Source organism: Paraburkholderia sp. RCC_158 (genome assembly GCF_041355255.1).
In the GTDB taxonomy this organism is placed as follows: domain Bacteria; phylum Pseudomonadota; class Gammaproteobacteria; order Burkholderiales; family Burkholderiaceae; genus Paraburkholderia; species Paraburkholderia graminis.
In genome coordinates, this window is the sequence record NZ_JBFUPM010000004.1 from 110,160 (window position 1) to 122,467 (window position 12,308).

General features: G+C 64.9%; 12 protein-coding genes. 9 read left to right on the top strand and 3 right to left on the bottom strand.

All coding sequences use genetic code 11. The annotated features are described in order from the left end of the window. Positions 1-48: 48 nt before the first annotated feature. Complete coding sequence (locus AB6809_RS09925; protein ID WP_371026512.1) at positions 49-1,074, bottom strand: DMT family transporter; 1,026 nt, start codon at positions 1,072-1,074, stop codon at positions 49-51. Positions 1,075-1,113: 39 nt separating this feature from the next. Here AB6809_RS09925 and AB6809_RS09930 point away from each other — a divergent pair, with 39 nt between their 5' ends. The 7 genes from AB6809_RS09930 to cls all read left to right on the top strand — a co-directional run bounded on the left by AB6809_RS09930 (position 1,114) and on the right by cls (position 7,973). Next, positions 1,114-1,383 carry a hypothetical protein gene (locus tag AB6809_RS09930; RefSeq protein ID WP_371026513.1) on the top strand — a complete coding sequence of 90 codons (270 nt, stop codon included), beginning with the start codon at positions 1,114-1,116 and terminating at the stop codon, positions 1,381-1,383. A 119-nt stretch (positions 1,384-1,502) separates the two neighbouring features. Then, positions 1,503-2,720 carry a succinyldiaminopimelate transaminase gene (gene dapC / locus AB6809_RS09935; protein ID WP_371026514.1) on the top strand — a complete coding sequence of 406 codons (1,218 nt, stop codon included), beginning with the start codon at positions 1,503-1,505 and terminating at the stop codon, positions 2,718-2,720. Between the two features lie 107 nt (positions 2,721-2,827). After that, positions 2,828-3,655: a 2,3,4,5-tetrahydropyridine-2,6-dicarboxylate N-succinyltransferase gene (dapD, locus tag AB6809_RS09940; protein ID WP_053858274.1), complete on the top strand. Its 828-nt coding sequence runs from the start codon at positions 2,828-2,830 to the stop codon at positions 3,653-3,655. Further along, positions 3,655-4,020, top strand: a complete 366-nt coding sequence (locus tag AB6809_RS09945; protein ID WP_006053008.1) for an ArsC family reductase — start codon at positions 3,655-3,657, stop codon at positions 4,018-4,020. Before dapD ends, AB6809_RS09945 begins: the two co-directional genes overlap by 1 nt. Before the next feature lie 117 nt (positions 4,021-4,137). Continuing rightward, positions 4,138-5,277, top strand: a complete 1,140-nt coding sequence (dapE, locus tag AB6809_RS09950) for a succinyl-diaminopimelate desuccinylase (protein ID WP_371026515.1) — start codon at positions 4,138-4,140, stop codon at positions 5,275-5,277. A 38-nt stretch (positions 5,278-5,315) separates the two neighbouring features. Continuing rightward, positions 5,316-6,200, top strand: coding sequence for a 50S ribosomal protein L3 N(5)-glutamine methyltransferase (prmB, locus tag AB6809_RS09955; RefSeq protein WP_371026516.1), 885 nt, complete (start codon positions 5,316-5,318; stop codon positions 6,198-6,200). Between the two features lie 291 nt (positions 6,201-6,491). Beyond that, positions 6,492-7,973, top strand: coding sequence for a cardiolipin synthase (gene cls / locus AB6809_RS09960; RefSeq protein WP_371026517.1), 1,482 nt, complete (start codon positions 6,492-6,494; stop codon positions 7,971-7,973). Positions 7,974-7,996: 23 nt separating this feature from the next. On the opposite strand, the gene AB6809_RS09965 is transcribed toward cls, so the two are convergent. Beyond that, positions 7,997-8,476, bottom strand: a complete 480-nt coding sequence (locus AB6809_RS09965) for a glutathione peroxidase (protein WP_371026518.1) — start codon at positions 8,474-8,476, stop codon at positions 7,997-7,999. 135 nt (positions 8,477-8,611) lie between these two features. On the opposite strand from AB6809_RS09965, the gene AB6809_RS09970 reads away from it, so the two are divergent. Next, positions 8,612-10,576 (top strand): ATP-binding cassette domain-containing protein, encoded by a 1,965-nt coding sequence (locus tag AB6809_RS09970; RefSeq protein WP_371026519.1) that lies wholly within the window; start codon positions 8,612-8,614, stop codon positions 10,574-10,576. 175 nt (positions 10,577-10,751) lie between these two features. Continuing rightward, the gene (locus tag AB6809_RS09975) at positions 10,752-11,894 is read left to right on the top strand and encodes a CaiB/BaiF CoA transferase family protein (protein WP_371026710.1); all 1,143 of its coding nucleotides are present in this window, start codon (positions 10,752-10,754) and stop codon (positions 11,892-11,894) included. Positions 11,895-11,938: 44 nt separating this feature from the next. Here the strand turns inward: AB6809_RS09975 and AB6809_RS09980 are convergent, their stop codons facing one another. Next, positions 11,939-12,217: a DUF2866 domain-containing protein gene (locus tag AB6809_RS09980; RefSeq protein WP_006053001.1), complete on the bottom strand. Its 279-nt coding sequence runs from the start codon at positions 12,215-12,217 to the stop codon at positions 11,939-11,941. Positions 12,218-12,308 lie beyond the last annotated feature (91 nt).

Consider the following 12,308-nt stretch of genomic DNA (forward strand, 5'->3'; position numbering starts at 1 on the left):
GGCGCCGGTTGCACGCGCGTCGCGCATGCGCCGGCTAATGAGGGGCAATCATACCATCGCGCGTCGGCGGTTCTTGCGGTCGTTGGACTGGTCGCCCGCGCTGTCGTGCTTGTTGTCGTCGTTGTTGTCGCGGTCGTCCGCGGCGGCGTCGCCTGTGTCCTGATTGGCGGGATCGGGCGGCATGGCCTTCGGGCGATGCATCCAGCTCGACAGCGCCGACGCCAGCACGATGCACGCGCCGCCCGCCCATTCGCGCGGGCCGGGCGTTTCGCCGGCGAAGAGCCATGCGGAGAGCGCCGTCACCACGAGTTCGAACAGCATGATGATCGACGCCCGGTTGGCCGGCACACGCGAGAGCCCGTACTGCACCAGCATGTTGTTCGACGCCAGCAGGAAACCGAGCCCCAGCACGAGCCACGCCGCGGTGCCGAGATGCGCGCCCGTCGGCGGCGAGGGCATCGCTTCGAACAGCGACGCGCACGCGCCGAAAATCGCCGCGCCGCCGAAGATGGTCGCGGTGCGCATCTCCGGTTTCATCTGCGGCAACACGCGGCTTGTCTTGAGGATCAGGACGTTGCTCATCGCGAAGCCCATGCCGCCCGCGAGGCCCGCCCATTCGGCGAGGTTGCCCGGCAGCGGAATGCCGAGCTGCGGCGACCATAGCATCGTCATCGCGCCGACGAGCGACAGCGCGGCGAGACCCGCGCCCGGCCAGGTCAGGCGCTCATGCAGGATGAAATGCGCGAACAGCGCGGTCCACGCGGGCGTCAGATAGAAGAGCAGCAGCACGCGCATCACCTGGCCGTGGATCGAGCCCCACACGAAGCCGAGATTCGTGATGCCCGCGGCGAGCGCAAGCGCCGGCAGCAGCCAGTGCCAGCGCACGGTCCGGATGGCCCGATGACGCACGAGCAGCACGAACAGGCAACCCGCGCCGCTCGTCAGCGCGCTCACCGCCGTGCCCGTAACGCCGAGCGACGCCAGCATCCGTAACGGATACCAGATCACGCCCCACACCGACGCGCCCAGCATGATCGCGAGCGTCGGCCAGCCTGTGCGCAGCCAGTTCGTCATGGCGACGGGCTCCGCGAGAGCGTGGCGGCGATTCGCTCGATGGCGTTGCTGGTGTTGCTGGTTTTGCGCGCGTTACTGCTGTTGCTGGTGTGGAAAGCAGCGGTGTTTTCACGGCTGCATTGCCTGGATGTCTGCCCGGCTCCTGCGTACATTGCTGCTCCTGCGGTGTTGCTGTTCGTGTTGCTGCGTGTCTTGTTGCTTGTGTTGCTGCTTGTATTGCTGCTCGTCGTTGTTTGCGTTGCTGCTCGCGTTACGGCCCGCGCCGTCCGCGCCGCGTCAGGCCCAAGCCCGCCCCACGCCACGCTATAATTCCCTGCTCGCCGCCGCCGTCCCGCCGCCACTTAGCGCGGCTCGACAGGACACCAGCGGAGGCGCATGCGTCGTCGCACCTCTTTCCGCGCTTTCTTCGATCAGGCCCGATCCGCCCAGTGAATCCGCTACTCGACTCCCTTCAGCCCTATCCGTTCGAAAAGCTGCGCGCGCTTTTCAAGGACGTCACGCCGGCCGCCGGCCTCGCGCATATCAGCTTCGGTATTGGCGAGCCCAAGCATCCGACGCCCGCGCTGATACGCGACGCGGTGATCGCCTCGCTCGGCGGTCTGTCCGCGTATCCGGCGACGCTCGGGTCGGCGCCGCTGCGCGAGTCGATCGCGACCTGGGTCACGCAGCGCTACAGTCTGCCGCCCGTCGATCCCGCGACTGAGGTGCTGCCGGTGTCGGGCTCGCGCGAGGCGCTGTTCGCGCTCGCGCAAACGGTCATCGACCCGAAGCGTAATGCAGAAGGCGAGCCTGCGATCGTACTCTGTCCGAACCCGTTCTACCAAATCTACGAAGGCGCCGCGATCCTCGCGGGCGCCGAGCCGTACTTCGTGAACAGCGACCCGGCGCGCAACTTCGCGTGCGATTACTCGGCGGTGCCCGAAGAGATCTGGGCCCGCACGCAGCTGCTGTACGTCTGCTCGCCAGGCAATCCGACGGGCGCCGTGCTTACGCTCGAAGACTGGCGCGAACTCTTCGCGCTGTCGGACCGTCACGGCTTTGTGATCGCCTCCGACGAGTGCTACTCCGAAATCTACTTCGACGAAGCCAGGCCGCCGCTCGGCGGCCTCGAAGCCGCGCACAAACTGGGCCGCGGCTACGAGCGGCTCGTGATGCTGTCGAGCCTCTCGAAGCGCTCGAACGTGCCGGGCATGCGCTCGGGTTTCGTCGCGGGCGACGCCGCCATCCTCAAGGACTTCCTGCTGTACCGCACGTACCACGGCGCGGCGTTGTCGACCGTGTATCAGAGCGCCAGCATCGCGGCCTGGAACGACGAGGCGCATGTGCGCGAGAACCGCGCGAAATACGTGCAGAAATTTTCGACGGTCACGCCGATGCTCGCCGAGGTGCTCGACGTGCGTCTGCCGGACGCCGCGTTCTATCTGTGGGCGGACGTCTCGCGCACCGGCCTCTCCGATACCGAGTTCGCCCAGCGTCTTTACGCCGACTATAATGTGACGGTTCTGCCGGGTTCGTTCCTCGCACGCACCGCGCACGGCGTGAACCCAGGCCGCAATTTCGTGCGCATGGCGCTCGTCGCCGACGTCGACGAATGCACGCAGGGTGCGCAACGAATCGTCGATTTTTGCCGCGGGCTCGCGGGCTGACTGTCGTGCTGCCGCGTTTGCGCTTGCCGGATTTGCGCTGCCGGCTTTGCGCGAACACTGCACACCGCCTCCCTTCTTCAGACTTCAACTCTTCATAAAGCACGCATATGTCGCAACAACTTCAGCAGATCATCGACACCGCCTGGGACAACCGCGCCGAGCTGTCGCCCAAGGCCGCTCCGGCCGACGTCCGCGAAGCCGTCGCCCACGCCATCGAGCAACTCGATAAGGGCGCGCTGCGCGTCGCCGAGAAGAAAGATGGCGACTGGGTCGTCAATCAATGGCTGAAGAAAGCCGTGCTGCTGTCGTTCCGCCTGGAAGACAATGCGCCGATGCCGGCCGGCGGCTACAGCCAGTTCTACGACAAGGTGCCGTCGAAGTTCGCGAACTACACCGCTGAAGACTTCGCGGCCGGCGGCTTTCGCGTCGTGCCGCCCGCCATCGCGCGCCGCGGCTCGTTCATCGCGAAGAACGTCGTGCTGATGCCGTCGTACACCAACATCGGCGCTTACGTCGACGAAGGCTCGATGGTCGATACGTGGGCCACCGTCGGTTCGTGCGCGCAGATCGGCAAGAACGTGCACCTGTCGGGCGGCGTGGGCATCGGCGGCGTGCTGGAGCCGCTGCAGGCGAACCCGGTCATCATCGAGGACAACTGCTTTATCGGCGCGCGCTCGGAAGTGGTGGAAGGCGTGATCGTCGAGGAAAACTCGGTCATTTCGATGGGCGTGTACCTCGGCCAGAGCACCAAGATTTACGACCGCGAAACGGGCGAAGTGTCGTACGGCCGCATTCCGGCGGGTTCGGTCGTGGTGGCGGGCAATCTGCCGTCGAAGGACGGTTCGCATAGCCTCTACTGCGCCGTGATCGTCAAGAAGGTCGACGCGAAGACACGCGCGAAGGTCGGCCTGAACGAGCTTCTGCGAGGCGACTGATGGCGCGCGGCACAAAAACTGTCGTCTACGGCATTCCGAATTGCGACACGGTGAAGAAAGCGCGCGTGTGGCTCGAGGAGCACGGCGTCGAGTTCGAGTTTCACGACTTCAAGAAGGCCGGCGTGACCGAGCCGCTCGTGCAGGACTGGCTGAAGGACGTAAAGCTCGACGCGCTGCTGAACCGTCGCGGCACCACATGGCGCGGCCTGTCCGACGACATGAAGGCCGCTGCCGACACGCAGCCGGGCGCGATCGCGTTGATGATCCACAAGCCGTCGGTGATCAAGCGGCCGGTGCTGGTAGTCAACGGCCGCGTCAAGTCGCTCGGTTTTTCCGCCGACGAATACGCGGCGTTGTTTGCCTGAGCGCGGCGTTGTTTATCTAAAAACGCGGTCCGCCGCGTTGCGTCAAAGCTGTTGCCGGCTGCGGTGCTTCACCGCCAGCCGGCATTTTTTCATTTCCAAGTGGCTTGTACTGAATCCATGTCCGGCACCCTCGCCCTTACCGAACAACTGATCGCGCGCGCCTCCGTCACGCCCGACGACCAGCATTGCCAGCGCCTTCTGATCGAGCGCCTGTCCGCGCTCGGCTTCGAGCACGAAACCATCGAATCGAACGGCGTGACGAATCTGTGGGCCGTGAAACGCGGCGTCGACGGCCGCGCGGGCAAGCTGCTCGCGTTTGCCGGTCATACGGACGTGGTGCCCACCGGCCCGCTCGATCAATGGCAATCCGCGCCGTTCGAGCCGACGCATCGCGACGGCAAGCTGTACGGCCGGGGCGCAGCCGACATGAAAACGTCGATCGCCGGCTTCGTGGTGGCGAGCGAGGAATTCGTCGCGGCGCATCCTCAGCATCGCGGCTCGATCGCGTTCCTGATCACGAGCGACGAAGAAGGCCCCGCCACCGACGGCACCGTCAAAGTGGTCGAAGCGCTGCAGGCGCGCGGCGAACGCATGGACTACTGCATCGTCGGCGAACCGACTTCGAGCGCGCAGTTCGGCGACACGGTAAAGAACGGCCGGCGCGGCTCGATGTCGGGCAAACTCGTCGTCAAGGGCGTGCAAGGCCATATCGCGTATCCGCACCTGGCGAAAAATCCGGTGCATCTGCTCGCGCCCGCGCTGGCCGATCTCGTCGCCGAACGCTGGGACGACGGCAACCAGTACTTCCCGCCCACCACCTGGCAAGTGTCGAACATTCATAGCGGCACGGGCGCCACCAACGTGATTCCCGGCCACGCCGACATCATGTTCAACTTCCGCTTCTCGACGGCCAGCACGGTCGAAGGATTGCAGCAGCGCGTCCACGCGATCCTCGACCGGCACGGCCTCGAATACGATCTGCAATGGACGGTCAGCGGCTTACCGTTTCTCACGCCGCACGGCGAACTGTCGAGCGCGCTGGCGAAAGCGATCAAGGACGAAACCGGCGTGAGCACCGAACTGTCGACCACGGGCGGCACGTCGGACGGCCGCTTCATCGCGCGCATCTGCCAACAGGTGGTCGAGTTCGGCCCGCTGAACGCCAGCATCCACAAGATCGACGAACATATCGAAGTTGCCCACATCGAGCCGCTCAAGAACGTGTATCGCCGCGTGCTCGAACAACTGATCGCTTAACCCTCGGCACATACGAGGGACATTCAAGGACTATTGCGATGACGCTGCCCTTTTCCACCGTCCGCGACCTGCTGCGTTTCGCGGTGTCGCGCTTCAATCAGGCCGGGCTCTCGTTCGGCCACGGCTCGGCCAACGCCTACGACGAAGCCGCCTACCTGGTGCTGCACACGCTCCATCTGCCGCTCGACCTGCTCGAGCCGTTCATGGACGCGCGTCTCTCGGCAGCCGAAATCGACGCCGTGCTCAACGTGATCGAGCGCCGCGCCAGCGAGCGCGTGCCGGCCGCGTACATCACGCAGGAAGCGTGGATGCACGGCTTTCGCTTTTACGTCGACGAGCGCGTGATCGTGCCGCGTTCGTTTATCGGCGAGCTGCTGCAGGACGGCCTGCAACCGTATGTGGAAGATCCCGAGCAGGTGAGCGCCGTGCTCGAATTGTGTACGGGTTCCGGGTGTCTCGCGATTCTCGCGGCGCACGCGTTTCCGAATGCCGACATCGACGCGGTGGACCTGTCCGCGCCGGCCCTCGAAGTCGCCGCGCGCAACATGGCCGACTACAAGCTCGACGACCGCATCGCGCTCTTCGAAGGCGATCTTTATGCGCCGCTCGCGCAGCGCCGCTACGACGTGATCATCAGCAATCCGCCGTATGTGAACGCGGCGTCGATGCAGGAACTGCCCGCCGAGTACAAGCACGAGCCGGAAATGGCGCTTGCGGGCGGCCCGGACGGTATGGACATCGTGCGACGAATCATTGCGGACGCACGCAACTGGCTGACCGAAGACGGCGTGCTCGTGATCGAGATCGGCAACGAGCGTCAGCATGTGGAAGCGGCGTTCGGCGGCCTGAACCTCGTCTGGCTGTCGACGAGCGCCGGCGACGACAACGTGTTCCTGATTCAGGCTGCGGATCTGCCTCTCTGATGTTGTGACGATGTTTTAGCGCCGAGCGGTGCGTGGGCGAGAGGCGCCTGCGCGCCGGTCGGCGTTGGCTTGCCTCTTTTGCTGGGCTGCGCGCCGAAGCCAGCCGGCGAGCACGCGCGCCGCCGCGCGCACGCGCACGCGCAGTCCACAGAAGCTCTAAGCCCGCCCCCGCCGCCGCCCCACACAAACCCCGCCCTCACCCCAACCGCCTCGCGTTCGGTAAGATGAGCGCCGTTGCCCGCGTTCCTCCGACGCCCCGGCACCGCATTTCGCTCAACCCTTCGCTCGCCTATGCAATTCGACCTGCTTCACGTCGGCACGCTGGTGGCCCTCGCGCACATACTCGGCGCGGTCGCGGCGTGTCACGCGATTCTCAATACCCGCACGTCGCAAGGCGCGATCGCGTGGGCCGTGTCGCTGGTCGCGATGCCGTATCTGACGCTCGTCCCTTATCTTTTCCTCGGGCGCAGCAAGTTCGCCGGCTATGCCGACGCCCGCCGCGTCGAGAACGAACTGTTGCGCACGCACGCGCATCCTCCGCAGTGGGACAAGCTGGCTTCGTCGGTCGAACTGCCCGCGCACGCGCTGGGCGGCAGGCTCGTGCACTCGCTGACGCGCCTGGGCGGCATGCCGTTTCTGCCGGGCAATGCCGTGCGTACGCTGGTGAACGGCACGGCGACTTTCGAGGCCATTTTCGACGCCATCGAGCACGCGCGTCACTACATCATCGTGCAGTTCTTCATCGTCCGTGAAGACGCGCTCGGCGAGATGTTCAAGGAAGCGTTGATCGCGAAAGCGCGGCAAGGCGTGCGCGTCTATTTTCTGTACGACAGCATCGGCAGCTTCGATCTACCTCATCGTTACGTCGCGTCGTTGCGCGCGGGCGGGGTGGACACGCGTCCGTTCGCGACCAATCGCCTGTTCGTCAACCGGCTGCAACTGAACTTTCGCAATCACCGCAAAATCGTTTCCGTCGACGGCGAACGCGCGTTTGTCGGCGGACACAACGTCGGCGTCGAGTATCTGGGCGCGAAGCCGCCGCTTTCGCCGTGGCGCGACACGCATATCGAAGTGCGCGGGCCGGCGGTCGCGAGCATCCAGTTCGTGTTCACCGAGGACTGGTACTGGGCCACGCAGCAATTGCCGCAACTCGATGTGCCGCCGATGCCGGTGGACTCCACGAACGCGTCGCTCCCCGCAAGCTCAACGCCCGCCGCAAACCACGACATGCACTGCCTGGTTGTGCCGAGCGGCCCCGCCGACAAGCAGGAAACCTGCTCGCTGTTTTTCGTCGAAGCGATCAACGCGGCGCGCGAGCGCATCTGGATCACGACGCCCTACCTCATTCCCGACGAAGCCGTGTTCTCCGCATTGCGGCTCGCCGCGCTGCGCGGCGTCGACGTGCGCATCATGATTCCGAGCCGGCGCGATCACGTCGTGGTGTTCGAAGCGTCGAAGCTGTACGCGTACGATTCGCTGCGCGCGGGCATCCGCATCTTTCGTTATCAACCCGGCTTTCTGCACCAGAAGGTCGTGCTGATCGACACGGTGGCCGCCGCAGTGGGCAGCGCCAACCTCGACAACCGTTCGTTCCGGCTCAACTTCGAGATCATGGTCGTGACCGTCGATCAGTCATTTGCGAAAGAAGTCGAAGCCATGCTGCTCGACGACTTCGCGCAATCGCGCGAGATCGACCGCAACGAGTATCGCCAGGCGAGCGCGGTGCGGCGCGTACTCATGCATGTGGCCCGGCTGTTCTCGCCGATTCTCTAAAACCCCGCCACGTGCCGCCGGTTTCACAGCAGCTTTTCGATGTCCTCGGTAATCGTCTCCGGCTTGGTCAGCGGCGCATAGCGCTTGACCACGTTGCCGTCGCGGCCGATCAGAAATTTCGTGAAATTCCACTTGATGCCTTCGAGGCCGAGCAGCCCCGGCGCCTCGCCCGTCAGATAACGGAACAGCGGATGCGCATTCGCGCCGTTCACGTCGATCTTGTCGAACATCGGGAACGTCACGCCGTAGTTCTTCTCGCAAAAGCTACCGATCTGCGCGGCGTCGCCCGGTTCCTGCTTGCCGAACTGATTGCATGGAAAGCCCAGCACCGTGAGCCCGCGCGCCGCGTAGTCGTCGTAGAGCTTTTGCAAGCCCGCGTATTGCGGCGTGAACCCGCATTCGCTCGCCGTATTGACGATCAGCAGCACCTTGCCTTCGTACTGCGCGAGGCTCACTTCTTCGCCGCCTAGCGTGCGGGCCGTAAAAGAATAAATCGATGTCATATGCTCTCCCCACGAAAGCCGTCAGTCTATGTCAAAAGCGCGGCCGATACAGTCGGCCGAATGGCCGATGCCGGCTAAGGTCCCGGTGTCATCCCCGGCAGTCTAAAATAGCGTTTTTCTTCAGCCGGCCTTTTCGTGATCCGCTTTAACCAGTTCAGCCTCGCGCGCGGCACCAAGCCGCTCTTCGACAACACCACGTTCACGCTCAATCCCGGCGAAAAGGCCGGCCTCGTGGGCGCAAACGGCGCGGGCAAGTCGACGCTGTTTGCCGTGCTGCTCGGCGAACTGCACGCGGACGGCGGCGATTTTTCGATCCCGCCCACGTGGCAGATCGCGCACGTCGCGCAGGAAACGCCCGCTGCCGACAAGACCGCACTCGCCTATACGCTCGACGGCGACGCCGCATTGCGCGCGATCGAAGCACGCATTGCCGCCGCCTCCGCCGCGCACGACGGCGCGGCCGAAGCCGAAGCCCACGCAGCCTTTGCGGACGCCGACGGCTACACGGCGCCCGCGCGCGCCGAAGCCTTGCTGCTCGGTCTCGGCTTCACGCTCGAGCAGACCCGCGAGCCGGTCAGCAGCTTCTCGGGTGGCTGGCGCATGCGCCTGAATCTCGCGCAGGCGCTGATGTGCCGGTCGGACTTGCTGCTGCTCGACGAACCGACCAACCACCTGGACCTCGACGCAATCGTCTGGCTCGAGGAGTGGCTGCATCGCTATCCGGGCACGCTGATCGTGATCTCGCACGACCGCGAATTTCTCGACTCCGTCTGCAACGTCACGCTGCATCTCGAACAGCAGCAGATCAAACGTTACGGCGGCAACTACTCGCAATTCGAAGTGCTGCGCGCGCAGCAGATCGCGCTGCAACAGAATGCGTACGAGAAGCAGCAGCGCACGGTCGCGCATCTGCAGAGCTACATCAACCGTTTCAAGGCGCAGGCCACCAAGGCGCGTCAGGCGCAAAGCCGCGTGAAGGCGCTGGAAAAGATGGAACTGATCGCGCCGGCACACGCCACGTCGCCGTTCACGTTCGAATTCCGCACGCCCGATTCCGCGCCGAATCCGATGATGGTGATGGAAGACGTGCGCTGCGGCTACCACAGCGAGGACGGCGCGGAGATTCCGATCGTCGAGCGTGTGATGCTGTCTATCCAGAACGGTCAGCGCATCGGCCTGCTCGGCGCGAACGGCCAGGGCAAGTCAACGCTGATCAAGACGCTGGCCGGCACGCTTGCGCCGCTCGGCGGGCATGTGCGCGAAGGCAAGGGTTTGCGCATCGGCTATTTCGCGCAGCATCAGTTGGAGACGCTGCGCGCGGACGACACGCCGTTGCAGCACCTCGCGCGTCTCGCGCCCGACACACGCGAACAGGAATTGCGCGACTTCCTCGGCAGCTTCAATTTTTCCGGCGAAATGGCGACGTCGAAGATCGCGCCCTTCTCCGGCGGCGAGAAGGCGCGGCTCGCGCTTGCGCTGATCATCTGGCAAAAGCCGAACCTGCTCCTGCTCGACGAGCCGACCAATCACCTGGATCTGGAGACGCGGCATGCGTTGACGATGGCGCTCGCGCAGTTCGAAGGCACGCTGATTCTCGTCTCGCACGACCGGCATTTGCTGCGCGCCACGACCGATCAGTTCATGCTGGTCGCGAAGCATCGTCTGCAGGAATTCGACGGCGATCTCGACGATTACCGCGACTGGCTGTTGCAGCACGCAGCGGAGCAGCGCGCTGCGTTGAAGGCGGGGAATGCGGCGAACGGCGTGTCCAACGGTGGCTCGAACGGTACCGACAACGGCGCTGACGGCGGCGTGAATCGCAAGGAGCAACGCAGGCTCGAAGCAGAAACGCGTCAGAAGCTCGCGCATCTGAAAAAGCCGCTGCAAAGCCGCATCACGAAGATCGAGAAGGAAATGGACGCGCTCAACGCGGAGAAGGCGACGCTCGACGCGTTCGTCGCCGATCCGGCCAGTTACGAGCCCGCTCAGAAGAGCAAGCTGACGGACGCGATCCGCCGTCAGGCAGATGTGAACGCACGCCTCGAGGCGCTCGAAGCCGAGTGGCTCGAGACACACGAGGAACTCGAACAAATCGGTTAGCGGAACGCTCGCTGCGATCCGCGCCGGCATCGACGAGAGGTTGGCTTTGTCATCTGCGACGTCTTCCGCTGCATCTGCTGCATCTGCTGCATCTGCTGCATCTGCTGCATCTGCTTCGTCTTTCGGCGAGTCCGCGCCGGCCGACGCCGCGCCACCGCCTCTAAAGGGCCTGCGCGTGCTCGACCTCACGCGCCTGCTCCCCGGCCCGGTTGCCGCTTTGCGGCTTGCGGAACTCGGCGCCGACGTGCTGAAGATCGAAGCGCCCGGCGCCGGCGACCCTACCCGCACGATGATGCAGTCGTCGAGCGACCGCGTAGCCGGGCGGCCCGGCGCGTTCTACCGGCTCGTCAATCGCGGCAAGCGCGAGACGCGTCTCGACCTCAAATCCGAAGCGGGACGCAATGTGCTGCGCGCGCTCGCGTCCGAGGCGGACGTGCTGATCGAAAGCTTCCGGCCGGGCGTGATGGACCGGCTCGGCGTCGGCTATGCGACGCTGCGCGCGGCCAATCCGCGGTTGGTGTACTGCGCGATTAGCGGCTACGGCGCACGCGGACCATTCGCCGATCGCGCCGGGCACGACCTGAACTACATCGGCTACGCGGGTGTGCTGGATCAACTCCAGAGTCGCGACGGCACGCCTATCGTGCCCAACTTTCAGATCGCCGATCTGCTTGGCGGCGCGCTTAGCGCGGTCACGCAGATTCTCGCCGCGTTGTGGCAGGTGTCGCGCGGCGGCGAGGGCCGCTTTGTCGACGTTTCCATGACGCACGCCACGCATGCGCATAACGTGGTCGCGCAAGTTGCGCTTGCCAATGAGAATGCCGCGGCAAACATAGCAGCAAGCGCAGCGGGAAACATGGCGGCAAGCGCAGCGCGACAGGCGCCGGAAGAAACACGCGCGGGTTCGGGTCTGCTGAACGGCGGGGTGCCCTGCTACAACCTCTACCGCACGCTGGACGGCCGCTGGCTCGCGGTCGGCGCGCTCGAACTGAAGTTCTGGGAGAGCTTGTGCATGGCGCTCGATCACCCCGAGTGGGCCACTCGTCACTGGAGTCTTGGTCAGGCGATTGGCGGACCGGACGCCGCCGCGCTCACGCAGGAGCTTGCTGACGTGTTCGGCTCGCGCGCACTCGACGAATGGGTCGCGCTGCTCGAGCCGCTGGATTGCTGCGTCTCGCCTGTACTGACGGCGGCGGAAGCGGCGCGGCATGTGCTGTTTGATCCGCGGGCGTATGAAACGCAGGAAGCGGATCAAGCGCATGAGCCGAACCACGAGCTCGACGCGTTCGGTCAGCGCAACAAGGAAAGCGAAGGCTAAAGCGCCCTTCGCTCCTCATCCCAACCCGAGGACGCCGCCGACAACTACCGCCGCGCCACCGTCTGCCGCGGCAACGTCTGACGCGGCGTCTTTTCATCGTCGTAAAGCAGATGCTTGCGGCCTTCCACGTGGCGATTGATGGTGGCGCGCACGTCGGCGGCGGTGGCGTCGCCCGCTACCACGCGGCGTGAAATCTGTCCGGTCCGGTCGATCCACTCGACAATCCGGCAAGCGCCGCCCCACGGTTGCTGAATGGGCGCGGAGACCCGGCAACCGCGCACCTGTATCGGCCGCTCGGCTACGGTTTCATGTGACTGTTTCAAGGCGCGATCCTTTTTCCGGCATCGAAGGGATGCAATACCCTGGCAGCTTAAGGAAAAAGGAAGGGCTTGTTGGTTACAGCCAACCTGGAGA

Excerpts from the sequence above, each read along its gene's own strand:
- AB6809_RS09925 (WP_371026512.1), bottom strand. The coding sequence starts at position 1,074 with ATGACGAACTGGCTGCGCACAGGCTGGCCGACGCTCGCGATCATGCTG.
- AB6809_RS09930 (WP_371026513.1), top strand. The coding sequence starts at position 1,114 with ATGGCGTTGCTGGTGTTGCTGGTTTTGCGCGCGTTACTGCTGTTGCTG.
- dapD (WP_053858274.1), top strand. The coding sequence starts at position 2,828 with ATGTCGCAACAACTTCAGCAGATCATCGACACCGCCTGGGACAACCGC.
- AB6809_RS09945 (WP_006053008.1), top strand. The coding sequence starts at position 3,655 with ATGGCGCGCGGCACAAAAACTGTCGTCTACGGCATTCCGAATTGCGAC.
- dapE (WP_371026515.1), top strand. The coding sequence starts at position 4,138 with ATGTCCGGCACCCTCGCCCTTACCGAACAACTGATCGCGCGCGCCTCC.
- prmB (WP_371026516.1), top strand. The coding sequence starts at position 5,316 with ATGACGCTGCCCTTTTCCACCGTCCGCGACCTGCTGCGTTTCGCGGTG.
- cls (WP_371026517.1), top strand. The coding sequence starts at position 6,492 with ATGCAATTCGACCTGCTTCACGTCGGCACGCTGGTGGCCCTCGCGCAC.
- AB6809_RS09965 (WP_371026518.1), bottom strand. The coding sequence starts at position 8,476 with ATGACATCGATTTATTCTTTTACGGCCCGCACGCTAGGCGGCGAAGAA.